Consider the following 24,568-nt stretch of genomic DNA (forward strand, 5'->3'; position numbering starts at 1 on the left):
CACACGGGAGGGTTACCAATATGCGCTACACATCCATGCTCCTTGCGTCGGTGGCCCTCTCGGGCCTGGCGGCTCCGGTCTTTGCTCAGGAAACCGCTGCTGCTCCGACCCAGACAAACGATTCCACGGTCTATGCCCTGGATGAGGTTGTCGTCACCGCTCAGAAGCGGCAGCAGCGGCTTCAGGACGTTCCGGTCGCGGTGACGGCGCTGACGGCCGAGACCTTGGAAAACCGCAACGTGACGGAAGTGGCGGATGTGGCGCGGTTGGCGCCCAGCCTGACGGTGACCGAATCTGGTCAGGCCACCAATAACAGCATCAATATTCGCGGCATCGGGACCTCGGCCTTCAGTATCGGCATCGAGTCCGCCGTCGCCGCCGTCGTGGACGACGTGTCGCTGGTCCAACAGGCGCAGGCCTTCTCTCCGCTGGCCGACATCGCCCGCATCGAGGTGCTGCGCGGCCCGCAAGGCACCCTGTTCGGCAAGAACGCCTCGGCCGGCGCCATCAACATCGTGACCCAGGGTCCGACTGCAAATCTCAGCGGTTCGCTGACGGCGGCCGCCACCACCGACAAGGAGACCCGGCTGGAAGGATCGATCGCCGGGCCGCTGGGCGAGCGCGCCGGCTTCCGGTTGAACGCCTATGCGTCCGAGCGTGACGGCTATCTCAAGAACCTGACCACCGGCAATCTGCTGAATGGCGAGGATGCGTGGGGTATCCGCGCGCGTCTGGACCTTCAGCCCACGGACCAGCTTTCACTGTCGCTGACGGCGAGCCATTCGGAATCCGACGTTAACGGCAACGTCCGATCCTTCCGCGAGGCCACGCCGGGCGCTCGGATCGTCGGCGCACCGCTGTCCGGCAATCTTGCCGGAATTCAGCTCGGCCCGGATAACTACAAGGTCCGTATCAACTTCGAGCCCCTGAACCACAGCGAGTCGGAAGTCTTCGCGGTCAAGGGATCGTATGATTTCGGCGCAGCGACCCTGACGTCGATCACCAGCTATCAGGACTGGAAGTACGATTTCAGCGAGGACTTCGACAATATCGCCACGCCGACGCTGACGGACGCCAACAACCCCAACAGCGCGCCTGTGCCGGACGGCATTATCCAGCGGTCCAGCTTCCACACCACCAGCCTGGCGCAGGAGCTTCGTCTGGCGTCCACGGGCGGTGATCGTTTCCACTATCTGCTCGGCCTGTTCTATTCGGACTCCGAGACGGACAGAACCCTGGTGCGCGGCCCGACCTTCCCGACCAACTTCGCGGCGGGCGTCACCAATACGACCTACGCGGCGTTCGGCCAGTTCACCTATGATTTCTCGCCGCGAACCCATGTGGATGTGGGCCTGCGCTGGAATTCGGAAGAGATCAGCGTCGACTTCACCAACCGGCTCGCCACGGCGACCACTTGCCAGTTCACCTGCAGCGGGGACGCGAGCGAGGAGCGCACCACCTACAAGGTTGCGCTGCGGCACGATCTGACCAACGACATCATGGCCTACGCTTCCTTCGCCACGGGCTACAAGGGCCAGGGCTTCGACGTCAGCAGCGGCTTCACCCCGGCTCAGGCCGCGCGGCCGGTCAATGCTGAAACCTCGGACGCCTATGAAGTCGGCATGAAGGGGCGTTTCCTCGATGGCCGGGTCCAGGCGAACATCGCCGGCTTCTGGACCGACTATTCGGACTTCCAAACCCAGAGCATCGAAGAAGATCCCGCCGCGCCGGGCACCTTCGTCGCGCGCCTGCGCAACGTCGGCAGCGTCAGAAGCCGGGGCGTGGAAGTGGACGGCGCAGCGCGGGTGACGGAAAATCTGCGGTTCGACGTGTCCGCCGCCTATATCGACGCCGAGGTTACCGACTTCCCCAATGCGCCCTGCTACAACGGCCAGACGGCGGCCGAAGGCTGCCGAGACCTCAACCCAAGCCCGACGGTTCTGACCGGGGTGCAGGATCTTGCCGGCAAACGCCTGACCAACTCGCCCAAGTTCAAATATTCGATCGCGGGGACCTATGACCTGGATCTGCCGAACCTGCCGTTCAACGCCGCGATTTCCGGCGAGTGGGCATACCGGACCGCAGTGAACTTCGCCCTGGGCGACAATCCGCGTCAGGAACAGGAAGGCTATGGCGTCTTCAACGGCAACGTCAGCTTCGAGAGCTCGCCGGATTCGCGTTACCGCGTGACGGTCTTCGTCAACAACCTGTTCGACCAGCACTATGCGACCACGATCAGCCCCTCCACGGGCGCCTCCACCACGGCGCTGGGCGGCGGATACACTGTAGCCGACGCCGTGTCGCAAATCCTGCCGCGCGCATCGCAGCGCTACTTCGGCATTCGCGCCCGCGCGCGCTTCTAAGCGACTTATCCTGAGACTGCCCGGCCCCTCTGGGGTCGGGCTGCTTTTTCGATGTCTGAAGCCTGAAGGATTGTGATGTGACGCGCCTCAGCAATGCTTCCACCGAGATGCTGGACGCCCGCATATTGCGGTCCGTCTATGATCGGCCGCAGACGCCTGGCGTGGTTCATCTGGGCACGGGCGCCTTCAATCGCGCACACCAGGCCGTTTATGCGGATGCGGCGCTTGAGCATGGGGATTTGGCGGGCGCCATCCTGGGCGTGTCCTTGCGTTCTCAGACCGTGCGAGACCAACTGGCGCCCCAGGACGGTTTGTTCTCCGTCACGGAAAGGTCGGGCGAGGGGGCGGTCACGCGACTTGTCCGATCCGTCAACGACGTCCTGTTCGCCCCCCAATCGCTGCGCGACGTGATCGACGCGCTGGCGGCTGAAACCACGGGGTTGGTGACCCTGACGGTGACCGAGACGGGCTATCTCGCCGGACCGTCGGGAGACCTCGACCTCGCTTCGCCGGCAGTGGCCGCAGACCTGAAGGGGGAGGGCGCGCCGCTCAGCATATACGGCTTCCTGCGCCGCGCGCTTCACGAGCGAAAGGCCGAAGGACGGCGTGGATTAACCCTTCTGTCCTGCGATAATCTGGCCGCCAACGGCACGCGGTTGGAGGCTTGGCTCGATCAGTTTCTGCTCGCCGCCGATCCCGAACTCGCGGCCTGGACGCGCGCCGAATGCCGGTTTCCGTCCAGCATGGTGGATCGCATCGTCCCTGCGACCACGGCGGCTGACCGTGACGCGTTGACGACCCGGTTGGGCGTCGACGACCACGCCGCCGTCTTCACCGAACCCTTTTCGCAATGGGTGGTCGAGGACGCCTTCGTTGGCGACCGCCCGCGTTGGGACGCCGGCGGCGCCCAATTCGTCGGCGACGTGGCACCTTACGAGACCGCCAAGCTGCGAATGCTGAATGGCGCCCATTCGGCCCTGGCCTATATAGGGGTGCGTGAGGGTTGGGTGTTCGTCCATGAGGCGATCCGCGATCCCCGCATCGGTGATCGCGTCGAACGCCTGATGCGAAAGGAGGCCGCGACGAGCCTGTCTCCGACGCCCGGCCAGGATCTGCAAACCTACGCCGATCGGTTGATCGAGCGGTTCGCCAATCCCGCGCTCAATCACCGTCTGGATCAGATCGCTAGGGATGGGTCGGAGAAGATCGTTCAGCGTTGGCTGCCGGTGCTCGCGCATCATCAGGCGGCCGATCGACCCTGCCCGGCCACGCTCGACGCGCTGGCGGCCTGGGTGGTCTTCATCCGCGGAGACCATGGCCCGGTGGTCGATCCCCTCGCAAATCGGCTCGCCAACTTGTGGCGGCAGGCCGGCGCCAAGGAGATCGCTGCGGCGCTGTTCGGGCGCGGCGGTCTTTTGTCGGCCCAGTGGACGGCGTCGTCCGTCAATCTCGCGCGCCTGACGGAACTCATCCACGACGAAAGCCGAACCGGCTGATCTCTCTATCCTCCACGCTCCGCAACCCAGGTTAGGAAACCGATGCGTTACTCCAAAAAGTCCAAAATGGTCGTGCTGGCCGCCTGCGTCCTGACGCTATCGGCCGCTGCAGCCAGTGCATCGGCGTCGTCTGTCGCCCCGTCGAGCGCCGCTGCGACGCCGGTCAGCGAGACCGACGCCACGACGCGGGCGAACGCGCTTCTGGCCCGCATGACGCTTGAGGAGAAGGCGGCCCAGGTCAGCCAGTTCTTCATGTTCGGCGACCCTGCGACTTTCGAACCCAAGGTCCGGGCCGGCGCGGGCTCGCTGCTTTTCGTGACCGATGTCAATGTGATCAACAGGTTGCAGCGCGTCGCGGTCGAAGAGAGCCGACTGGGCATTCCGTTGCTGTTCGGGTTCGACGTGATCCACGGCCTGCGGACCATCTTCCCCATGCCGATCGGCATGGCGGCGTCCTGGGATCCCTCGGCGGCGGAACGGGCACAGGCTGTCGCCGCCAACGAGGCGCGCGCCAGCGGCATCCATTGGACCTTCGCGCCGATGCTGGATGTCACGCGCGATCCCCGCTGGGGCCGTATCGTCGAGGGACCGGGAGAAGATCCCTATCTGGCCTCGGCCCTGGCGCGGGCTCAGGTGCGCGGCTTCCAGGGTGAAACAATCGGCGCGCCGGGGCACATCATTTCCGGGCCGAAGCATTTCGCCACCTATGGCGCCTCCGAAGGCGGGCGGGACTATGACGCCGTCCACGTGTCGGACAGTCAGTTCTACAACGTCTATCTGCCGCCGTTCGCGGCCGCGATCGAGGCCGGAGCCGGCAATGTCATGAGCGCCTATATGGAGATCAACGACGTCCCTGCCGCCGCCAACAAATGGCTGCTGACCGACGTCCTGCGCGACCAGCTTGGCTTCAAGGGTTTCGTGGTCAGCGATGCGAACGGCGTGAAAAGCCTGACGACCCAAGGCTTCGCCGTCGATGAAGCGGACGCCGCGGTTCGCGCCATGAACGCCGGCAACGACATGGAAATGGCGCTGGGGGACGCCGCCTATGCCAACCTCGTCCAGGCGGTCAATGACGGCAAGGTGCCCGTGACGGTCCTGGATGATTCCGTGCGTCGCATCCTGGTCGCCAAGTTCAGGATGGGCCTGTTCGAGAACCCCTACGTCGACGCCTCCCTGACGGCGGGCGTCCTGGCCGATCCGGCGCACCGCACGGAGGCCCGGTCGGCCGCCGCCCGCTCGCTGGTGCTGATGAAGAACGACGACGCCGCCCTTCCGTTGAACCCGGCTGCGAGCCAACGGATCGCGGTGATCGGGCCCATGGCGGATTCCAAGGACGACACCCTTGGCTCCTGGGTCTTTGCGCACGATCCCAACGAAACCATCACCATCTACGAAGGCATCCGCGACCGGGTCGGGGCGAACGGCGTGGTTCAGACCGCCCCGGGCGTGCAGATCAAACGGACCTACCCGTCCTTGTTCGAGATCATGCCCGATCTGGCCAAGCTGCGTCCGCGAGCGGCCGCCTGGCCCGAAGCGCAGGATGCTCAGGAGTTCGATCGCGCCGTCGAACTGGCGCGCAACTCCGACGTGGTCGTGATGGTGCTGGGTGAAAACCAGCTGATGAGCGGCGAGCAGGCCTCTCGGACGGACCTCGCTCTGCCGGGCGATCAGCAACGCCTGCTGGATGCGGTGACGGCGCTCGGCAAACGGGTGGTCGTCGTCCTGATGAACGGACGTCCGCTCGACATCGCCGACGCCGCCGAAAAAGTCCCGGCGATCCTGGAGGCCTGGTACCCCGGCACCCAGGGTGGAGCGGCCGTGGCGGACGCCCTGTTCGGCGACGTCAATCCGGGCGGCAAGCTGCCGATGACCTGGCCGCGCAGCGTGGGTCAGATCCCGGTCTACTATTCCCAGGCCACGACCAAGGCGCCGGAGGACGCGGCCAAACGCTATTGGGACGTGGCGTCGACGCCGCTGTACGTCTTCGGCCATGGCATCAGCTACACGACCTTCGCCTTCTCCGATCTGAAGGTGTCCCGCCCCACCTTCGGTCTCGGACAGCCTGTCGAGATCACGGCGACGGTGACCAACACTGGTGATCGCGTCGGCGACGAGGTGGCGCAGCTGTACATCCACCAGAAATCAGGCCGAGCGACCCGGCCGGTTCGCGAACTTAAAGGCTTCCAGCGTGTGACCCTCGCGCCGGGCGAAAGCCGCACCGTGACCTTCACCCTGCGCGAGGCTGAGCTGCGATATTGGAGCGCGGCCGACAGAGACTGGGTCGTAGATGCTGCCAAGTTCGATGTCTGGGTAGGCGGAGATTCAAATGCCGCGCTGCAGACAGGTTTTGAAGTCGTTCGCTGAAGGTTATGCGATGGCAGGGACTGGTAGGGCTACCTGCCTTTGCTTTTCGGGGGCTTAACCCGATGAATACATCAGATGTTCGCTTTCGTGTCACTGATTCAGGCAGGGTCAGACCCAATCCGGCCGATGCCGTTCTAGTGAGCAGCCCAAGCGCTAGCCTACAGCGGGGGGCACCTTCTGCCTCGCGATCAGGTGGAGACCCAAACAACGAACGCGTCAATCTTCCTCCGAGCCTGCATTCGCAGTCTCGACGGCTTCGCTGCACTTCTCAAGGCCAGTAGAATTGCCCTAAGCTGAGCAACAAAGCTATTGCCGAGCGTCACCCCTAATCGCCATATGTCAGTGGTGTCGTCGGCGACGAGGTATGTTGGGCAATCCACGGAAGGTCCGCTTCCCGGCAGTGCCCCCATGTCTGCATATGGCGCGTTACGGACGATCCGGAGCAGGGGAGGGGACGTCGCTTTGCGTCTAAACGCCATTTACGGAAGTGTCACTGCGAGCAGAGGTCCGTCTTGCTCCGTTTCCAAGGCTGGTAGTTCAACTATGGCGCGCAGACCGCCTGCGGTACGGTTCCTGAGTTCAATTTCACCCTTGGCGCGGGTGAGGATCGCCTTTGCGATGGGAAGGCCCAATCCGGCTCCGCCCGTGTTGCGGTTACGGGAGGGGTCGAGGCGGTGGAAGGGCGTGAAGACGGCGTCGATCTGGTCGGGCGTCAGGCCGGGGCCGTCGTCGTCGATCGTGCACGTCACGAAGCCGTCCTGGGTGACGACGCCGATTTGGGCTCGGCCGCCGTGGACGACGGCGTTGTCGATCAGGTTGGACAGCGCCCGGTCGATCTGGTCCCGGTCGGCGAGCACGAGATGCTCGCCTGTCGCCGTCAAGGACACGTCATGGCCTAGCAGGCGCTGACGCGACACACAGTCTTTCAGCACATCGGCGAGATCGACGGGTTCGGTGGTCCAGACCACCTCCTCGCCGCGCACATAGGTCAGCAGCTGGGCGATCATCCGCTCCATGCGGGCGATGTCGGCGACGGCTTCGTCACGCGGCGCGCCGGTCAGGCCTTCGACGCGCAGGCGAAGGCCTGTCAGGGGCGTTCGCAGGTCGTGGGCGATGGCGGCCATCATTGCCGTGCGACTTCGAAGATGATCCAGAAGGCGGTGGCGCATGGCGTCCATCGCCTTCGCCGCCCCTTGCGCCTCGACCGGCCCCCCGACCCATTTCGCGCTGTCCAGCCGCGTATCGTCCGCCGCCGCCTGTTCGAGACGTCGGAATGGTGCGGTCAGAATGGAACATCCCCACAACGCCAGTGGAATGATCACAGCGGCGGCTACGGCCAGGGCCGTGAGCATGCGCAGACGCTCCGGGGTCACAAATGCGGTGTTGGGCTGTAGATAAAGCCAGGATCCATCCCGTTGCTGAACGGCCGTCGAGAACAGGCCGAAGCGCGTGCCGGGGGACAGGGCGAGGCGGGCGATGAACTGGGTGGCGCGCTCCGACAGGACGCCCCCGGCGCTCGACCGTGTCGCCAGGGCGGGCGGGGCCTGTGGTCTCGATTGGCGAAGCGATCGCACCTGCACCTGATCCGGCGACAGGCCCAGTTCGGACGCGAGACCGGCGCGAATGACGATGTCCTGTCCCTGCGCCGCCGTCTGGAATGGCGGGGCGTCGATCACTGATCGGCGCCAACCCGGCAGGATCTCTGGAGCCTGTAGCGCCTGGACGGCCTCGGCCACCGAAACCCGTCGCGGTTCGGGCGTGGGGAACCACAGGGCGACGACGAAGCTGACGCTGAAACAGACCAGGATTCCCAAGACCGTGAACACCGCCACCTGAAGCCGCAGGGACCACCGCATCACGGGCGACCCACCTCGGAAGAGAAGCGATAACCCAGCCCCCTGACGGTCTCGATCAACGGCGGTCGCCCCTCCCATTCCAGCTTGCGGCGCAGCCGGCTGACCGCAAGGTCTACGGCCCGGTCGAAGTTCTCGGCGAGAGGACCGTGGGTCAGCGCCAGCAGCTGATCCCGGCTGAGGATGCGACCCGGCCTTTCGACGAAGGCCAGCAGGAGCGAGAACTCGCCGGAGGTCAGGCTGAGCGGCTGACCCTCAGGATCGTGCAGCGTCCGCGCCGCCCAATCCAGACGCCAGCCGGAAAATCCGTATCGACCGTCCTGCGGCGTGGTCTCGCGCGCGATGGCGGGCCGACGCAGGATGGCGCGAATACGCGCCAGCAGTTCGCGTGGCTCGAAGGGCTTGGCCAGATAGTCGGCGGCGCCCAGTTCGAGGCCCACGATGCGATCCGTCGTCTCGCCGGCCGCACTGAGCATCAGCACGGGCGCACGACCGCTGACCCTGCGACAGATCGAAAGCCCGCTTTCGCCCGGCATCATCACATCCAGAATGATCAGGTCCGGCACACGGACGGCCAGCGCCGCATCCATGGCGACGCCGCCCTCGACCCCGCGTACCGAGAACTCGGGACCCGTCAGGTAATCCAGCAAGGCCCGGCGCACCCCCGGATCGTCATCGACGATCAGGATGTCCGCGATCCGCACTGTGCTGTGAGCGTCCATCCGCCGACCATCCCGAACCCATGTATCGATCATGTGTCGGAATAGCCCGAGCCGCGCGGGATTCGACATCATGCCGATACACGATCGGCCAAACCTGAAGCGGAACTTTCTGGAGCCGCTTCATGATCGCCATCGCCCTTGCTGCCGTGCTGCAGGAACCCGCCGATGTTCAGTCCGGCCTTTGCCAACGCGCCCTGGCCGCCGCGCCTGCCTATTCCGTCTGCACCGAGACGCCGCACGGCGTGGCCCTGGCGATGGATCGGGCCAATGCGGACGCCCTGGCGCGCCACGCCTCGGCCGGAGAGGCGCGGTTCCAGACCTATTTCGCACGCGACATCGCGCCCTATGCCGTGACCTCGTCTCCGACCCCGCTGGACCGCGGCGCGCTTGAGACGGCGGGGTTCGTCCACGTCCTGCCCTGGCCGGACCCTGAGGCCTTCGACCGGGCCAGACGACAGGGCATCGAGACGGCGGCACGCCAGTTCGCATCGTCACAGGGCCTGGGCGCCGCCCAGGCGGATCAGATGGTGGCCAGGGCCTTGGTCAACGGCGGCGCAGAGGGCGGCAAGGCCGCGCTGGACGCCGGCATGCTGCCCCATGAGCTGGGCCACCTGTGGTTCACCCAGGCCTTCTGGCCGAGGGTCGACCAAGGCGATGAGGGCGTGAGCCATTACGGCGGCCCCGGCCCCGACTGGCTGGACGAGCTGGCGGCGGTCCTTCTGGAGGATGCACCGACCACCGATCGCCGTCGCGCGCAGATGCAGCAACTGTTGCGAGGCGAGGTGGTCCCGACGATCGGTCCCGTCGCGGGACGGGACACCCTGATCGATCTGAAGGGCTTCCTGTCACGGGCGCATCCTGCACTCGCCCGTGTTCAGATGAACCCGCCCAACCTGCCGGCTGGCGGTGGGATCGCACTGGTCTATACCCCGGCGGGCGGCGCTCCCAGCGCGGCAGCCCAGGAGCGGCTGTTCTATATCCAGGCCAGAGGGTTCGTGGACTTCCTCACCGACAAGACCGGACGCGCCACGGTCTTCGCCGACATCGCCCAGGCCTTGGCCGGCGGACGGACGTTCGAGGCCTGGCTGTCGACAGACGGCGCGGCGCTTGGTCTGCCTGACACGATAGACGGCCTCGACCGCCTGTGGCGCGAGGGGCGCTGAACTCTGCATTGCGCGTAGTGACACGGCTGGCGCACTTGCGCGACATCTCGACCAACCCCGGATGTTTCAACTTTAGGCCGCCGCTGCCGAGTCAGTGGGCGAGGCTCTAACGTTGAAAGCCGTCCTACAATCGCACGGCATCAGGGCGTTTTCCGAAACGGAGAAACAGTCCGCCGGCCAGCAAGGCGAGGCCGATGCCGATCAGGAACATGGAGATCATGCCGCCGCCGATCTCATTCTGATTCGCTGCGCTGATGGCCTGAGCGGCTTGCTCTGCATCTGTCGCCGTCAAAGCCGTGGCGAAGGCCGCCTCGTCGCATTGGACCATCAGAGCGCTATCGCCGCCGCGCTCCGTCACGTTCTGTCGGCACTGGGCTGCCAGAGTCGGATCGGCGCTTGGGGGACCAGCGGTGACTTTCATTACACCGCCCACCAGAAGACAGAACAGCCCGATGGCGATCAGGAGCAAAGGGTACTTTTTCATGCGGGCGTCCATTTTAAAACTGTGAAGCTAACTAAGGTCGCGTGTTTTAGCTGCACGTGGTTGGGCACGCGGGTCTTCGGGCTGTGTATTCGGCCGTCGTCTAGATGCCCGGTTCGGGAGGAAGGATGCATTGAAAGTTCTCTGCATCGTTTGTCGCGCCCTCGCCGGCCCATCGGGCCACCTTGGGATAGGCGCACAGCGGACGGGTGCTGAGGGCCTGGCCGGTCGGCATGTTCAATAGGAGCGCCAGGTCATTGGCGTATTTGCTGGCGATGATCCTTTCCGGCGCAGGTCCGCCCTCAACCCACTTGTCCAGTTCGCCAAGGATGTCGAAGGCGTTTGGACCGGGGCCGCCAAGGCAATGGCCCATTGCCGGGACCATGAAGAGCCGCGCGAACTGATCGACCTCGTCTGCGCCCATGACATCGCGTACCCTATTGAAGTAGCGGATCGTGCCTTCTGCGGGGAGGGCGGCGTCGCTCCAGCCGTGATAGATCAGAAGTTTACCGCCAGACGCCTTGAAAGCCGCCATATCGGGACTGTCGGAATCGACGATGCCAGCCATGCGGGCCTGCGCCGTGTCGAAGCTTGCATCGAAATCGAACTGACCCAGCGACCAGTTGGCGTCGTTGAAGACGAAGTTGGCGAAGAAGGAGCGGGCGAAATCGGGATGCTGGGCCGTGGGGTCGGTGATCCACAGATTCCAGCCGCCGCGCTGCGCTTCTCCACCAGGCGCGAAGCCGGGGTAGAGGGACGCCCCGGTCATGCCGCGGCGCGGGCCGCCATAGAGAGATTTCAGCGCCGTCAGTTGCTCGTCGCTGAGGCAGCCCTCGGTCGCGTCCTTGCTGCAAAGGATGGTGCTCGGGTCGAAATGGCATTGGCGGGGGTCTTCGATCACGCCGTCCTTGACGCCGTCCAAGTCGTCGCAGGCCGCGAGGGCCGCGGCCTGTATGCGGGCGAGGTTCGGCGCCTTGAGGATGCTGTCGGGATTTTCATGGGCGACCTTCCACGACCAGGCGAAGGTGGTCATCAGCCGCGTCCAGGAGGCGCCTGGCGCGCCCGCGACGATGCCGTCGAAGTCGTCTGGATAGCGTTGAGCGGCCATCAGGGCCTCGCGCCCGCCGTCCGAACAGCCCTGGAAATAGGAACGCGAAGGACGCCGACCGTAATAGGCCTCGATCAAAGCCTTGGCGGCGACAGCCGTCACATGGTTGGCGCGATGACCGAAGTCGATGATCTGCTCGGGCTGATTGAGCGCCCAGGAGGCGTCCTTGCCGTCCGCGCCGGGTTCGGTATGGCCCATATCGGTGGCGGCGACGGCATAGCCCTGTGTGATCGTGGGCCGCATGGCCAGCCGGGGCGGGCCGAGCGAGCCGCCGAACCCGGCGTTCCCCACAGCCGTAAACTTGCCGTTCCAACTGGCGGTCAGCGGCAACCAGATCTCGGAATGGATTTCCGAGCCCGGCGCCGGCGTCAGCGTCAGCGAAACCCGGCAGTAGGCGGTTTCGGCCGGAAGGGCGGGAACGCCGAAGGCGTCGATGGGCTGGCGATCGCCGGTCTTCATGGCGACGGTGCTGTCCACGCGGGTATTTTCGACACGCACGGTCATCAGTCTGGCGCAGGCCGGGTCGACGCCGGTGGCGGGGGATGAAGGCGTGGAAGGCGAGGATTGTGCGTTGGCGGCGAAGGCTGTCGTCAGGGCTGCGATCGCCGTCGCGGTCGCCAGGCTGTTTCGGAGGATCATGATCAGGGTCTCAGGCGGGATGAGAAGGCGTTGCGGACGCGACCATCGTGCGGGCTGCGATTTCGTCGACCATCGCGGCATGGGTGCGCCGATTGATCGGATAGAAGACGATCAGGCTTGCCGACGTCAGGACGCCGACCAGAGGCGCCCAGAACATCAGGGCCTTGATGTCGGCCAGGGTCTGCGGGCTCTGAGCGACGTTCGGAAGATAGCCGAAACGGGTCAGGGCAAACCCCAACACGCCCGCGCCGAGGCCTAGGGCCAGCTTCTGCGCCAACACGGTCAGGCCGAACACCAAGGATTCGGTGCGCACGCCGCTTCGCCACTCGCCGTATTCGACAGTGTCGGGCAGCATGGACCAGAAGCAGACCACATAGGCGGCGGCGCCGATCGCCTGCAGAACTAGAGCGGCGAACAGCAGGCCGATCTCCTCGCCGTCGGCCAGATGCCAGAACACCAGACCCATGATGGCTGGCACCGCGCCGACCAGCCAGGCGTTGCGCTTGCCGATCACGCGTAGCGCCACGGCCCAAAGCGGCGTCGTCAAGACGATCGTGAGGGCCATGACGGCGAGAGCGATACTGCCCAGTTCAGCGTCGCCCACGACATATTTGAAATAGTAGAGCAGGTTCTTGGAGAACATCGTGCTCGAGAAAGAGCTGATCACGATGGCGGTCAGCAACAGCTGGAGCGCGCGGTTCGACGCCAGGCTCTTGCACACATCGGCGAAGGGGCGTCTGGCCGAGGGCGCTTCATTGGGCACGTCCAGACCGCGGCTCCCCCAAGCCGTGAGCATCAAACACAGGGTGGCGATCGCGCCGTACGCCGCGCCGACAATGATCCAGCCCTGGCGTCCGCCAGCTCCATCGCTCAAGGCCGTGGCGAGCGGCAGGGTGAGGGCGGCGACGGCGATGGCGGCCAGGGCGCCGCAGACCATGCGAAACCCGGTCAGGTCACCGCGCTGGGCGCTGTCGTGGGTGACGCGGGCGAAGAGGGACGCATAGGGTATGGCGACCACGGCATAGAGGGTGCGGAAGGCCAGTTGGCTGAGGAGGGCGAAGGCCACAGCCCCCGCCACATGGCTGCTCGGTCCCATGAACAAGACGACGAAGGCCGGGGCCAAGGCGAGACCGCCCAAGACCAGATAGGGACGATAACGGCCCCAACGGCTTCGCGTGCGATCAGCGATCAAACCAACGATCGGGTCCATGGCGGCGTCCCAGATCAGGGCCGCCATATAGATCAGGCCCGCTGTCGTCGCGGGCAGACCGATGACGTCTGTATAGAAGAACAGCAGATAGAGTTGGGTCGTCTGCCAGTATAGGTTGCAGCCGAAATCGCCAACGCCGATCGCCAGCTTGCGCGTCGTCGATATACGCAGTGGCGCGGCCGCCGATCCGGTTCCAGCGTTCCCCATCGTCTCCAGCCCCATGTTTTTACGGCTGGACTGAGCCCAGACCTATTCTTATTGTGCGAACGTATAACGAAAATTCAGGCGAGGTCGATAGGCGAATGCAGCAACTGATGTATGACATCGACGGCCCACGGTTTGTCGATGCCCAGGGGCGGCACGTCATTCTGAGAGGCGTGAACCTCGGCGGCGACGCCAAGATTCCGTTGAGCCATGCCGGCCTCAATCCGCCGCGGGACTTTTCCGATCACCGTGAGGTCAGTTTCGTCGGACGCCCTTTCCCGCTGGATGAGGCGGACGAGCATTTGGGGCGAATTCGAAGCTGGGGCTTCAATGTGCTGCGGCTGCTGACGACTTGGGAAGCCGTCGAACACGCGGGGCAGGGCCAGTATGACCAGGACTATCTCGACTATCTGACGGCGGTCTGCGCCAAGGCCGGAGAGCATGGGCTGGCCGTCTTCATCGACTTTCACCAGGACGTCTGGAGCCGAATGAGCGGCGGCGACGGGGCTCCCGGCTGGACGTTCGAGGCCGTGGGCCTGAACCTCGCCGCCTTCGACGCGGCCGACGCGGTTCACGTCATGCAGCAGCGGTACGACTACGCTTCTACCGAGCATCGTCAGGAAGAACGCTATCCGATGATGAGTTGGCCGCGCAATTACCAGATGCCGGTCAATGGTGTGATGTGGACGGCGTTTTTCGCCGGCGCCACCCTGACGCCCGATTGGAAGGTCGCGGGCAAGACCGTGCAGGACTTCCTGCAAGACAATTATTTCGGTGCCGTGCGGGCGGTCGCCGAACGCCTCAAGCACCTGCCGAACGTCATCGGCTTCGACAGTCTGAACGAGCCGGGACTGGGCTGGATCGGACAGAAGGTTTCGGAGCGTCGCGCCGGCCCGGACGGGGCCAACGCCACGCCCATCTGGCCGGGGCCGTCGTGGACGCCGCTGGACGCGCTGAAGGCGGCGCGTGGGCTGAAGGTGCGCCTGCCTGTGTTCGAACGCGGCCAAGACAGGCAGTTGAAGGCGACGGGCGAGATCACGCTCAATCCAGGCAAGGTGTCGATCTGGCTGAACGACGGCCCGGACCCATTCGAGGCGGCCGGCGCCTGGTCACTGGTGGATGGGCAGGCAGTGGTCGGGGACGAGGACTTCTTCCGCACGCGCGACGGCCGGGCATTTGATCACGAATACGACTTCATGCAGCCCTTCTTTGGAAAGGTGGCCGCGACCCTGCGCAGCGTGCGGGAAGATTGGCTGCTGTTCGGCGAGATGTGCCCCTATCTGATGCTTCAGGGAAAGACCTTCCCCAAGCCGATGCCGCCCCGCACGGTCAACGCCAGTCACTGGTACGACATGGACATTCTGGGGACCAAACGGTTTGACCCAGAGGCCGATCAAGAGGCGGACCGCCAGCGTTACGCCTTTCAGCTCGGTTATATCCGCGCCATGGGCCTGACCATGCGCGACGAAGGCGCGCCGACCCTGATTGGCGAGTTCGGCATCCCCTACGACCTGAACAATGGCGAGGCCTATGACCGCTGGGCGACAGGCGAACGCGGCGAGCAGGTCTGGCGTGCGCACGCCAAGGCCTTGGGCGCCATGTACGACACTCTGGACGCCTTGCTGCTGTCCTCGACCCAGTGGAACTATTCCGCCACCAACCGAAACGATCTGCGGATCGGCGATGGCTGGAACCAGGAAGACCTCTCGATCTATTCGGTCGATCAGGTGACTTCGGTCGACGATCCGGCTTCGGGCAGTCGCGCTCTGGCGGGCTTCTCGCGCCCCTACGTGCAGCGCGCGCAGGGCCTGATCGTTTCAATGGCCTTTGACGCTGGCGATGCGTGTCTGGACGCGGTCATCAAGGTGGACGCCGCCATCGGAGACGCTACCGAAATCTTCGTGCCGAACTGGCGCTATCCGCACGGCGTCGATATCGCCACGAGCGGGGTGAAGGCGGCCGCGACGCATGACGTCAAGGCGCAGACCGTGCGCGTGAAGGCGTCAGAAGGCGGATTGCTCAAGATCGTCCTGACGTCCTCTCACGCCAAATCGGACGCGAAATAAGGGGAGGCAGCCCCCGTTCCCTAGCGCACAGGCGTCTCGTCGCGCATCCGGCCGAGAGTATCAAGGCGCGGGGCCTGCGGCGATGTTCCCATCGAAATGCCCGTGTTGCGGATCAGCAGGGCCTGATCGCGCCGGGGATCATAGCGCGTCCAGGCGGGCTGGTTGGCCTCATCCGGGCGACCGTCACGGGCGAAGGCGACCCAGTAGTCGGCCATGGCGGTGGCGATGTGCTGATCTGCTTCTGTTGGCGCGTCCTTGAGGCGACCCAAGGTGTCGAAGCCATAGGCGACGTCGGTAGCGTGGGCGGCGCCGGCCGTATCGTGGCGTTTGCCGTCGGGCACATAACCAAAGCTGTAGAGCCAGACGGGACGGCCATCGGTGGCGGCAAGCGCGGCGAGACGCCGCGCCGGCTCAATAAAGGTGAGTTCGGAGGGCATGAGCGCGTTGAGCCTGTCGCGGTCGCCATAGATGGTTAGCAGGGCCTCGCGAGAGACGCCCACATCCTGCAGCGTGCGATCCGCCAGCATGCCGCGAAACACGGCGGGAACAGCGCCCAGCTCAAGATCGGTCGCCCCGATGATCAGCGGCACGTTCGACTGCGCGCCCCTCGCGAAGGCTTCCATGACCTGGGTGGAGACGAACCGCCCGTCGATCATGGGGCCGGAGTAGGTGTCCTTTTCGGGCGTCAGCAGATCCAGACGTCCTCGGACCTTGTCGGCCGGAATGGCGCGCAGTTGGGCGACAGAGGCGTTCGTCAGATTTTGCGCTGTCGCAAAGGCGACGCCCACGCTCTCGGCCGAGCGTTTGTCGCCGGCCTCGCGCAGCGCGGGCCAATGATCGCGTCCGCCGCCAGACTGCACGGCGGCGCGTTGGAACAGGCCTTGAGCCTGCGGGATGGTCATCAGTTGCAAGACAGAGCCGCCGCCCGCCGATTGGCCCATGATGGTCACGCGAGAAGGATCGCCGCCCAGGGTCGCGATATTCTCGTGCACCCATTTTAGCGCCGCCACCTGATCCATCAGGCCGAAATTGCCCGTAGGGGCGTCGCCGGTCTCAGCCGACAGGGCAGGGTGGGCGAAGAAGCCGAACCGGCCGAGGCGATAGTTGAAGGTCACGACGACCGCGCCACGCTCGGCAAGGCGCTCGCCGTCGAAAATCGGCTGGCTGCCGGACCCCATGACGAAGCCGCCGCCGTGGATCCAGACGATCACGGGAGCGGGGCCGCCGGGCCGGGCCTTGGGCGTCCAGACGTTGAGCGTCAGGCAGTCTTCGCTGACTGGCTGGCGCGACTGGCTGTCGTCCCAGGCCGGTCGCGACTGGATGCAATCGTCGCCGTAGGCCGTGGTGTTGCGAACTTCGGTCCAGTGCGGCGCGGGCTGCGGTGCGCGCCAGCGCAACCCACCGACCGGCGGGGCCGCGTACGGAATGTCCTTGAACGACAGGACCGCGCCCTCATCCACACCCAGGATCTGCCCCTGCGCGATGCGCATCTCGATCGAGGGACCGGGCGGGGCCCCCGCAGGGATCGGCGGCAGGGCGCAGGCTGAAGCCGTGGTCAAGGTCAGCCCCAAACAGGCAATCGTGAGGAGGGTACGGGCATTCGACGGATGAGATGTCTGAACCATCTGATATGTCTCCCTGATCGGCGCGACGGATGACTTCCGCTGCTTGTTCGGATCGCTTGCACAATACGCTATGCAGATGCATAACGAATGTCGAGCAGCCTTTGGCGGAGAGATGTCGGAAGATTTCGATGTCGACCCAACCTAAAGCGCCAATCAGGGTCGGCGAGAGCTCGGCGCTCGCTCAGAGTATGACGCAGTCTTCAGGTGCAAGGTTTTGGCCAAGGTAAATCTCAGGGTCCAGCAACGCGAAGCCACCCAGGCCAACCTGCTTCAGGCGGCGCTGGAAGTGTTCTCAGAAAAGGGCTTCGACGGCGCCTCGACGCGAGAGATTGCGGCGCTGGCCGGCGCGCACAATGCGCTGATCAAATACCATTTCTCCAGCAAGGACGCCCTTTGGCGCGCGGCTGTGGCCTTCCTGTTCGAGCGGCAGGCCCAGGAACTGGCCATGCCGCGGTACGACGACCCGGTCCATGCTGACTTCAAGGCCTATGCTCGCGCGGTCATCCGCGCCGTGGTGCTGTATTACGCCAAGCATCCCGAGCATGCGCGCCTGATGGTCCAGGAGAGCATGCGCGACAATGAGCGCCTGAACTGGGCTGCGGACACCTTCATTGTCGACATCAGCCGCGTCTCGGGCAGGTTCATGGAAATGTGCAAGCGTGAGGGCATACTGCCCGACGTATCGACGCCCGCCCTGGTCTATATTTTCGTCGGCGCGGCCCAGACCTTCTATGCGCTGGCACCCGAAGTCCGGCGCGTCTGGAACATCGACCCCTCCGATCCCGACGTGATCGAGGCGCACGCCGACGCGCTGATGAAGGTCCTTGTTCGCTGACAGTTTTCTCTTCCACTCCACACCCAACAAAAACACAGGAAACGACCATGATCCGTCAACTCGCCCTTACCGCCGCCTTCGCCCTTACCGCCGCCTTCGCCCTGACCGCGGCTGCCGCCCCCGCTCTGGCCCAGACGCCTGCCGCTCCGCCCGCCGCTCCGCCTGCGGCCACGACGGCTGCGGCGAAGTTCTCGATCGACACGCCCATGGGCGAGCTGACCTCCGATCCTCAAGCCAAGGTCGTCGTGGGCCAGTTCTTCGAAAAACGCCGCATCGCCGCAGGCGCTCCGCCGATGACGCCGGAAGAGACCGCCGGTCTGGCAGAGATGATCGCCGGCCTGTCGCCGCGCCAGCTAGCGGAGTTTCCGCAGGCCAATCTGGATGATGCCGCTCTGGCGGAGCTGAATGCGCTTCTGGCCGCCATTCCGGCCGCACCCGGCGCCTAGGCGTCATTTGCACTGACGGGGCGGAACCTCGCCCCGTCCGTCCGTAACGACCGCCGCTTGGGCGGCGAACTCCGGGGGGAGCCCGCCATGTCGATGCTCAAGCTGGCTATGGCGGGTTTCGTCATTCTGACGCTCGCCGCAAGCGCCTCGCACGCCAGTGATGTCGAAGCGACGGATCGCCCCTGGGGCCTGGTGGCGAATGACGCGGCCAATCCCATTGGCATCGATACGCCTCAGCCGCGCCTGTCGTGGCGGCCCCCGGCCGCGAGGGCGCAGAGCGCGTACCAACTGCGCGTCGGCGTGTCCGAGCGCGCCCTGGTCGCCGGACAGGTCACCTGGGACAGCGGGCGCGTCGCCTCATCGACCGACGCTGCCGCCCTCTATCAAGGCCCGATCTTGTCGTCGCGTGAGCGCAGGGTGTGGCAGGTCCGGACCTGGGACGGGCGGGGCCGCGCCTCGCCGTGGAGCAACACCGCCTCTTGGGAAATGGGCCTTCTGCAGCCGTCGGACTGGACCGCAACCTGGATCCAACGCAACGCCGAAGCGCCTAGGGGCTGGTCCGATGCGACCCTGACCGTCGATTTCACGTTGGTGGGCCGCCAGTTCGATGTGCTCTTCCGCGCTTCGCCCGAGGGCAAGACCTATGGTGAGGCCTATGTCTGGCGCGTCGGGGAGGATGAGGGGCAAGCCGTCCTGACGGCTCAAGTCCGTCATTATCCGGGTGGCGCACGGGCGGTGGTCAACCAGACGACGCTGGGAAAGATTCCTCTCGGCATGACGGCGGACGCTTTGCGCCAAGGCCGCCACACCCTGAGCATCGAAGCTGTCGGCGATCGAATCGTAACCCATCTGGACGGTCGGTTGATCGATGAGAGGCGCGACGCCAGCCAAACGCGGGGCACGGTGGGGCTGATGTCCGCCGCACCCGACGCCGCCGTCATCCATCGTCTGTCCGTCGTTCCAACCGAAGGCGCGCCGTTCGAGACCACGTTCGCCAATGGTGAAAACCCGTTGACGGGCGGCAGTGTCGGACCTGACGGTCTGATCCTCGCGTCAGGCGTGCCGACCAAGGACCTGGTCGTCCCCCTGTCTCATCCCGCACCTCTGCTGCGTCGTAGTTTCACGGTTGCCGGCGGGAAGGTCACCTCCGCGCGTCTGTACGTCGCAGCGGGGGGATGGGCCGATCTGACGGTCAACGGGGACGCCGTGTCGGAGCTGCCGATGGCGCCGGGCTGGACCGACTACAGCAAGCGCGTCCTGTACCAGACCTACGATGTCGCCGGTCTGCTCACTCCAGGCGAGAATGTGCTGGCCGCCGAGCTGGGCCGGGGTTGGTACGGCGTGACCGAGCCGAACGAGTGGTATTTCCACAAGGCGTCCTGGCATGCCGAGCCGTCGCTGCGCGCCCAGCTGGAGATTACCTACGAAGACGGTCGCCACGAGGTGGTGATGACGGACCAGAGCTGGACCACCACGGACGGGCCGACCCTGCGCGACTCCATCTATGCCGGAGAACGTTATGACGCGCGCCGCGAGCCGGTGGGTTGGCGGTCCGTGCGGTTTGCGGACCAGGGCTGGTCTCCGGCGCGCGAGGCGGTCGCGCCTGCGGGCCGGCTCGTCGCCGCGGCCGCAGAGCCGATCCGTCCCATCTCGCAGGTGCAGCCTGTCGCCCGGATCGAGGTGCGTCCCGGCGTCTGGGTGTTCGACTTCGGGCGCATTCTCACAGGGCGGCCTCAGCTGACGATGACGGGCCCGGCAGGCCGTACAGTCACCCTGGTCCTGACCGAGAAGAAAGCCGAAGACGGCTCGGCCCTGGTTGCCAGCGGGCTGATCGATGCTCAGCTCCAGACCTATCAGTACACGTTCAAGGGGGGCGTCGTCGAACACTGGGCGCCACGCTTCAGCTATGCCGGCTTCCGCTACATGCAGGTCGAGGGACTTGGGGCGACGCCGGGTGAGGACTTCGTCACTGCCGAGATCATCCATTCGGACGTGGCCCCTATAGGCGCCTTCGAAAGCGGCAGCGATCTGCTCAATCGCATTCAGCAGGCGTCGCAGAACGCGCTGTTGAACAATATGCACGGCATGATGAGCGACACCCCAAGCCTGGAGAAGAATGGCTGGACGGGAGACGCCCAGGCCTCTGCGGCGGCGGCGGGCGTCAACTTCGGCATGGCCCGGGTTTGGAGCAAATGGCTGGCCGATTTCCGCGACGCCCAGGCGCCCAGCGGGGAGCTTCCCGAGATCGTGCCGTCCACGCCCTATTACGGCTTCGACCAGACGCCGGGCTGGTCCTATATCTGGGGTCCGACCCCGTCATGGGATGCGGCGATGTTCGTCATCTCCGACGACATGCTGCGCCACTACGGCGACGCGCGGATCATCGCTTCGATGTACGAGGCGCAGAAGCGGCTGGTGGACTATACCTCGACCTTCGTCACCGCGCCCGACTTCACCTATGCCAAGGGTCTGGGCGACTACGCGGGCAAGGGGCCGTTCGGTCCGGTCGACGCCACGGCCTCGGCCTATTATTTCTACATGGTCTCCATGTTGTCGCGGAACGCGGCGACACTTGGGAAGAGCGCCGACGCCGCTCGCTATGCGGCGCTCGCAGCTCAGGTGCGCGACGCCTATAATCGCAAATACTGGGATGCGCAGACCCATCGCTACGTCACGCGCGCCATCGAGAACGGACCGCCGCCACCGTTCAGCCAGACCCAGAACATCCTGCCTCTGGCCTTCGGAATCGTGCCCGACGGCGAGCAGCAGAAGGTCGCCGACGCTGTCGCCGCCGATCTGGAGGCCAACGACTATACGCTGACCATGGGCGTCTATCCGCTTCGGTATGGCCTGACCCTGCTGACGGACTATGGCCACGTCGACACCGTCTATCGCGTGGCCACGAAGGTGACTCAGCCCAGCTGGGGCTTCTGGCTGGCCAATGACATCAACTCGATGCTGGAGGGGTGGGGGCTGAATTCTCGCTCCTGGAACCACCACTACTTCGCCCTGATCAGCGACTGGTTCTACGAGGGATTGGCCGGCATCCGGCCGGACTCGCCCGGTTATGCCGATCTGATCATTCGCCCCGCCCTGCCGACGGGGCTTGATCACGCGACGGGCCGGGTGGACACGCCGCGCGGCGAGGTCAGATCGGCCTGGCGCAGGGAGGGGGAGGCGGCCGTGCTCGACGTTGTCGTTCCCGGCGCGACGCGCGCAGAGGTCTGGCTGCCCAACGGCGGAGAGCGTCTGAAGCGTGGGCCGCGAGGCGCGCGCTTCCTGCGCGCCGAAAACGGGCATGCCGTCTACGCCGCGGCCCCAGGCGCGACGACTTTCATTTTCACGCCAAGATAAGCGACGATCCGACCGTGACCCTCTCTTCTCTTTCGGAAGCCATCACCCGACATGCCCTGACGGCTGCCGATCGACCCGCCCTGAGTCAGGGCGATGTGGTCGTGAGTTATGGCGCGCTCGACGTGCTGCTGAACCGGGCGACCGCCGCGCTGCAGCGCGAGGGGCTGTCGGTTGGCGATCGCATCGCTCTTCTGGGGGAACCGACCGTGGAATACGCCGTCGCCTTCCTTGCCGCCGTGCGCGCGGGAGTGACGCCGGTTCCTCTGGCGCCCGGCGTCACGGACGACACGCTCCGGTCCATGCTTGTGGACGCACAGCCCCGTCTGGTCTTCTGCGACGCCAGCCAGTCGGCGCGTTGCAACGCCTTAGTCGATGTGCCCGCCATCGTCACTCTGGACGGGTCCACGGGCGGCAAGCCGTGGCTGGACTGGCTTGCGCCCGAAGACGCCAAGCCTACGGTCCAGCCCGTTGGACCGGATACCGCGTTCAATATCATCTATTCGTCTGGCACGACGGGGACGCCCAAGGGCATCATCCATTCGCACCGGATGCGCGAAGGTCAGACGGCGGGATTGTCCGGCCTGTTCTCGCCGCTGTCGATCACGCTTCTGGCGACACCCCTCTATTCCAACACTACGTTGGTGACGATGCTGCCCACGCTGTTCGCGGGCGGCTCGGTCCTGATCATGCGCAAGTTCGACACCAAGGTTTTCCTTCAAGTGTCGCAACAGCACGGCGTCACCCACACCATGCTTGTGCCGGTCCAATACCAGCGCCTGATGGCCGAGGCGACATTCGACGACGCCGATCTGTCGGCCTTTCAGATGAAGTTCTGCACGAGCGCGCCCTTCTCCGTGGAGCTGAAGTCAGAGGTTCTGCGTCGCTGGCCGGGCGGACTGCTGGAGATCTTCGGCATGACGGAAGGCGGCGGTGTCTGCTTCCTGCCCGCGCATCTGTTTCCGAACAAGCTGCATACCGTCGGCATGCCCGCGCCCGGCGCCGACATGCGTATCATCGACGACGAGGGCGTCGAACAGCCGATCGGCGAGATCGGCGAGATCGTCAGCTATTCCGCGCAGATGATGCTGCGTTACAATAATCGTCCAGATGCAACGCAGGCTGGGTTCTGGACGGCGTCGGACGGGCGCGCCTTCATCCGCACCGGTGACCTTGGCCGCTTCGACGCCGACGGCTTTCTGCAGATCGTCGGGCGCAAGAAGGACATGATCATTTCAGGGGGGGGTCAACATCTACCCGATCGATCTGGAAATCGAGATCGACGCCCATCCCGAAGTCATCGAAAGCGCCGTCATCGGGGCGCCCGATCGCAAATGGGGCGAGACGCCTGTGGCCTTCGTGGTTCTTCGGTCTGGATCGCAGATCGACGCGGAGGCCCTGCGTGTCTGGGTCAATGAGCGGCTTGGTTCGCTTCAGCGGGTGTCGTCGGTCGTCTTCGTCGACGAGCTGCCGCGAAATGGTCTGGGCAAGGTGCTCAAGACCGCGTTGGCCGAGAGGGTAACGGCCTGACGGGCCAGACAGGAGCGGTCAACGCATTGTCGGGCCGCTCCTCGATTTCCGCAGATGGGATCGCTTCAGGGGGTGGCGAGCCGTTGCGTTTGCAGCCAGTTCAGGAAGTCGTCGATCCAGAAATCGCTGCTGGTGCCTTGACGATTCATGCCGAAGCCATGGCCGCCCTTGGCGTAGATGTGCAGTTCCGGCTGCTGCCCCGTCGAGACGGCGTCGGCGTAGAACTTCATGACGGTCGGCGCAGCCAGATGGTCATCTCCGGCGACAGCCAGGAACACAGGCGGAAGGCCGGCGGGCAGGGCGTCGTCATTGAAGGTCGCGCCATAGATCAGGCCCGCGAACGCCGGCCGCGCCCCAGGGTCCGAAGCCAGAAGAGCGCCGGACGTGACCTTGGCCCCGGCGGAAAATCCGACCATGCCGACGCGGGCCGGATCGATGTTCCATTCGCTCGCGCGCCGTCGCACCAGCGTCAGAGCCTGAAGACCGTCGGCGATCCCCGGTACGGCGGCCTCATCCAGATTTAAAACGCCATTTGCGCGGGCCGCCCCCGCCATGAAGACGAAGAAGTCCCGCCAGTGCGTGCGATCGTCGGCGGGTGTTTCCAGCGTACGGTATTTCAGCACGAAGGCGGTGACGCCGTGGGCGGCCAGCGCGAGCGCCACTTCGGACCCTTCGGCCTGCATCGTCAAATACCGAAAACCTCCACCGGGGGCGATGATGACGGCGGCGCCGGTCGCCGTACCCGCTTCGGGCTGAAAGACCTCCAGCGTCGGTCGGGTGACGTTTCGTACGACTTCAACAGGACCACCGGGGAATTTGCTGACCACTTCGGTTTGACGGGCTTGCTCCGACCCGGGCGCGACGCCTGGCCACACATCGAAGGTCTGAGCCTGGACAGGGGCGCCGAACGCAGCGGCGACAAGGACCGCGAGGCCGAGATGAGCGAGGATGGAAGGCATCAGGATCGATCCTTGTCGGCGGCAGAGGGGCATGGGGCGAGGCCATTTCAGACCGCATATCGCGTCGCCAAGCTAACGCCAGGTCATTTGGTTATGCAATCGCTCAAATATCTGTTGACGGCATATTTGAAATAACGGAACCTCCATTCACGA

Annotated in this window: 17 protein-coding genes; 10 read left to right on the forward strand and 7 right to left on the reverse strand. The window is 65.2% G+C overall.

The annotated features are described in order from the left end of the window. The first annotated feature begins 20 nt into the window (after nucleotides 1–20). The 3 genes from CHRYSEO8AT_RS11455 (at nucleotide 21) to bglX (ending at nucleotide 6,223) form a co-directional block, all read left to right on the forward strand. Nucleotides 21–2,363 (forward strand): TonB-dependent receptor, encoded by a 2,343-nt coding sequence (locus CHRYSEO8AT_RS11455; protein ID WP_159850108.1) that lies wholly within the window; start codon nucleotides 21–23, stop codon nucleotides 2,361–2,363. Between the two features lie 77 nt (nucleotides 2,364–2,440). Next, nucleotides 2,441–3,859 carry a mannitol dehydrogenase family protein gene (locus tag CHRYSEO8AT_RS11460; protein ID WP_201304420.1) on the forward strand — a complete coding sequence of 473 codons (1,419 nt, stop codon included), beginning with the start codon at nucleotides 2,441–2,443 and terminating at the stop codon, nucleotides 3,857–3,859. A gap of 42 nt (nucleotides 3,860–3,901) precedes the next feature. Continuing rightward, nucleotides 3,902–6,223: a beta-glucosidase BglX gene (gene bglX, locus CHRYSEO8AT_RS11465; protein WP_159850110.1), complete on the forward strand. Its 2,322-nt coding sequence runs from the start codon at nucleotides 3,902–3,904 to the stop codon at nucleotides 6,221–6,223. 479 nt (nucleotides 6,224–6,702) lie between these two features. Here bglX and CHRYSEO8AT_RS11470 read toward each other — a convergent pair whose 3' ends face one another. Both CHRYSEO8AT_RS11470 and CHRYSEO8AT_RS11475 read right to left on the reverse strand, forming a co-directional pair. Further along, a complete protein-coding gene (locus CHRYSEO8AT_RS11470; RefSeq protein WP_159850112.1) occupies nucleotides 6,703–8,079 on the reverse strand; it encodes a cell wall metabolism sensor histidine kinase WalK in 1,377 nt (458 codons plus the stop codon). Further along, entirely contained in the window at nucleotides 8,079–8,798 is a 720-nt protein-coding gene (locus CHRYSEO8AT_RS11475) for a response regulator (RefSeq protein ID WP_159850114.1), read from the reverse strand. The genes CHRYSEO8AT_RS11470 and CHRYSEO8AT_RS11475 overlap by 1 nt, the downstream gene beginning before the upstream one ends. Nucleotides 8,799–8,920: 122 nt before the next feature. On the opposite strand from CHRYSEO8AT_RS11475, the gene CHRYSEO8AT_RS11480 reads away from it, so the two are divergent. Further along, nucleotides 8,921–9,961, forward strand: a complete 1,041-nt coding sequence (locus tag CHRYSEO8AT_RS11480; protein ID WP_159850116.1) for a hypothetical protein — start codon at nucleotides 8,921–8,923, stop codon at nucleotides 9,959–9,961. 124 nt (nucleotides 9,962–10,085) lie between these two features. On the opposite strand, the gene CHRYSEO8AT_RS11485 is transcribed toward CHRYSEO8AT_RS11480, so the two are convergent. From CHRYSEO8AT_RS11485 to CHRYSEO8AT_RS11495, 3 genes are all read right to left on the reverse strand, one after another. Next, nucleotides 10,086–10,445: a hypothetical protein gene (locus CHRYSEO8AT_RS11485; protein WP_159850118.1), complete on the reverse strand. Its 360-nt coding sequence runs from the start codon at nucleotides 10,443–10,445 to the stop codon at nucleotides 10,086–10,088. 100 nt (nucleotides 10,446–10,545) lie between these two features. Continuing rightward, nucleotides 10,546–12,189 (reverse strand): tannase/feruloyl esterase family alpha/beta hydrolase, encoded by a 1,644-nt coding sequence (locus tag CHRYSEO8AT_RS11490; protein WP_159850120.1) that lies wholly within the window; start codon nucleotides 12,187–12,189, stop codon nucleotides 10,546–10,548. Between the two features lie 10 nt (nucleotides 12,190–12,199). Further along, nucleotides 12,200–13,606, reverse strand: coding sequence for an MFS transporter (locus CHRYSEO8AT_RS11495; RefSeq protein ID WP_159850122.1), 1,407 nt, complete (start codon nucleotides 13,604–13,606; stop codon nucleotides 12,200–12,202). A gap of 95 nt (nucleotides 13,607–13,701) precedes the next feature. Here CHRYSEO8AT_RS11495 and CHRYSEO8AT_RS11500 point away from each other — a divergent pair, with 95 nt between their 5' ends. After that, a complete protein-coding gene (locus CHRYSEO8AT_RS11500) occupies nucleotides 13,702–15,669 on the forward strand; it encodes a cellulase family glycosylhydrolase (protein WP_159850124.1) in 1,968 nt (655 codons plus the stop codon). Nucleotides 15,670–15,689: 20 nt separating this feature from the next. Here CHRYSEO8AT_RS11500 and CHRYSEO8AT_RS11505 read toward each other — a convergent pair whose 3' ends face one another. Then, nucleotides 15,690–17,228 (reverse strand): carboxylesterase/lipase family protein, encoded by a 1,539-nt coding sequence (locus tag CHRYSEO8AT_RS11505; protein ID WP_159850126.1) that lies wholly within the window; start codon nucleotides 17,226–17,228, stop codon nucleotides 15,690–15,692. A gap of 280 nt (nucleotides 17,229–17,508) precedes the next feature. On the opposite strand from CHRYSEO8AT_RS11505, the gene CHRYSEO8AT_RS11510 reads away from it, so the two are divergent. From CHRYSEO8AT_RS11510 to CHRYSEO8AT_RS16150, 5 genes are all read left to right on the forward strand, one after another. Then, nucleotides 17,509–18,129, forward strand: coding sequence for a TetR/AcrR family transcriptional regulator (locus tag CHRYSEO8AT_RS11510; protein ID WP_159850128.1), 621 nt, complete (start codon nucleotides 17,509–17,511; stop codon nucleotides 18,127–18,129). Between the two features lie 47 nt (nucleotides 18,130–18,176). Further along, the gene (locus tag CHRYSEO8AT_RS11515) at nucleotides 18,177–18,575 is read left to right on the forward strand and encodes a hypothetical protein (protein ID WP_159850130.1); all 399 of its coding nucleotides are present in this window, start codon (nucleotides 18,177–18,179) and stop codon (nucleotides 18,573–18,575) included. Nucleotides 18,576–18,662: 87 nt separating this feature from the next. Further along, on the forward strand, nucleotides 18,663–21,929 hold the full coding sequence (locus tag CHRYSEO8AT_RS11520) for a family 78 glycoside hydrolase catalytic domain (protein ID WP_159850132.1): 3,267 nt from the start codon (nucleotides 18,663–18,665) through the stop codon (nucleotides 21,927–21,929). A gap of 14 nt (nucleotides 21,930–21,943) precedes the next feature. After that, entirely contained in the window at nucleotides 21,944–23,344 is a 1,401-nt protein-coding gene (locus tag CHRYSEO8AT_RS11525; protein ID WP_201304421.1) for a class I adenylate-forming enzyme family protein, read from the forward strand. Continuing rightward, nucleotides 23,241–23,456 (forward strand): hypothetical protein, encoded by a 216-nt coding sequence (locus tag CHRYSEO8AT_RS16150; protein ID WP_236547615.1) that lies wholly within the window; start codon nucleotides 23,241–23,243, stop codon nucleotides 23,454–23,456. The genes CHRYSEO8AT_RS11525 and CHRYSEO8AT_RS16150 overlap by 104 nt, the downstream gene beginning before the upstream one ends. 65 nt (nucleotides 23,457–23,521) lie before the next feature. Here the strand turns inward: CHRYSEO8AT_RS16150 and CHRYSEO8AT_RS11530 are convergent, their stop codons facing one another. Beyond that, nucleotides 23,522–24,415: an alpha/beta hydrolase gene (locus CHRYSEO8AT_RS11530; protein WP_159850134.1), complete on the reverse strand. Its 894-nt coding sequence runs from the start codon at nucleotides 24,413–24,415 to the stop codon at nucleotides 23,522–23,524. Nucleotides 24,416–24,568 lie beyond the last annotated feature (153 nt).

Origin of the sequence: Brevundimonas sp. G8, from assembly GCF_902506205.1 — a bacterium.
Taxonomy (GTDB): domain Bacteria; phylum Pseudomonadota; class Alphaproteobacteria; order Caulobacterales; family Caulobacteraceae; genus Brevundimonas.

Coding starts and splice junctions, on each gene's coding strand:
- CHRYSEO8AT_RS11495 (WP_159850122.1), bottom strand. CDS start 13,606: ATGGGGAACGCTGGAACCGGATCGGCGGCCGCGCCACTGCGTATATCG.
- CHRYSEO8AT_RS11470 (WP_159850112.1), bottom strand. CDS start 8,079: ATGCGGTGGTCCCTGCGGCTTCAGGTGGCGGTGTTCACGGTCTTGGGA.
- CHRYSEO8AT_RS11515 (WP_159850130.1), top strand. CDS start 18,177: ATGATCCGTCAACTCGCCCTTACCGCCGCCTTCGCCCTTACCGCCGCC.
- CHRYSEO8AT_RS11475 (WP_159850114.1), bottom strand. CDS start 8,798: ATGGACGCTCACAGCACAGTGCGGATCGCGGACATCCTGATCGTCGAT.
- CHRYSEO8AT_RS11480 (WP_159850116.1), top strand. CDS start 8,921: ATGATCGCCATCGCCCTTGCTGCCGTGCTGCAGGAACCCGCCGATGTT.
- CHRYSEO8AT_RS11485 (WP_159850118.1), bottom strand. CDS start 10,445: ATGAAAAAGTACCCTTTGCTCCTGATCGCCATCGGGCTGTTCTGTCTT.
- bglX (WP_159850110.1), top strand. CDS start 3,902: ATGCGTTACTCCAAAAAGTCCAAAATGGTCGTGCTGGCCGCCTGCGTC.
- CHRYSEO8AT_RS11530 (WP_159850134.1), bottom strand. CDS start 24,415: ATGCCTTCCATCCTCGCTCATCTCGGCCTCGCGGTCCTTGTCGCCGCT.
- CHRYSEO8AT_RS11490 (WP_159850120.1), bottom strand. CDS start 12,189: ATGATCCTCCGAAACAGCCTGGCGACCGCGACGGCGATCGCAGCCCTG.
- CHRYSEO8AT_RS11520 (WP_159850132.1), top strand. CDS start 18,663: ATGTCGATGCTCAAGCTGGCTATGGCGGGTTTCGTCATTCTGACGCTC.
- CHRYSEO8AT_RS11500 (WP_159850124.1), top strand. CDS start 13,702: ATGCAGCAACTGATGTATGACATCGACGGCCCACGGTTTGTCGATGCC.
- CHRYSEO8AT_RS11455 (WP_159850108.1), top strand. CDS start 21: ATGCGCTACACATCCATGCTCCTTGCGTCGGTGGCCCTCTCGGGCCTG.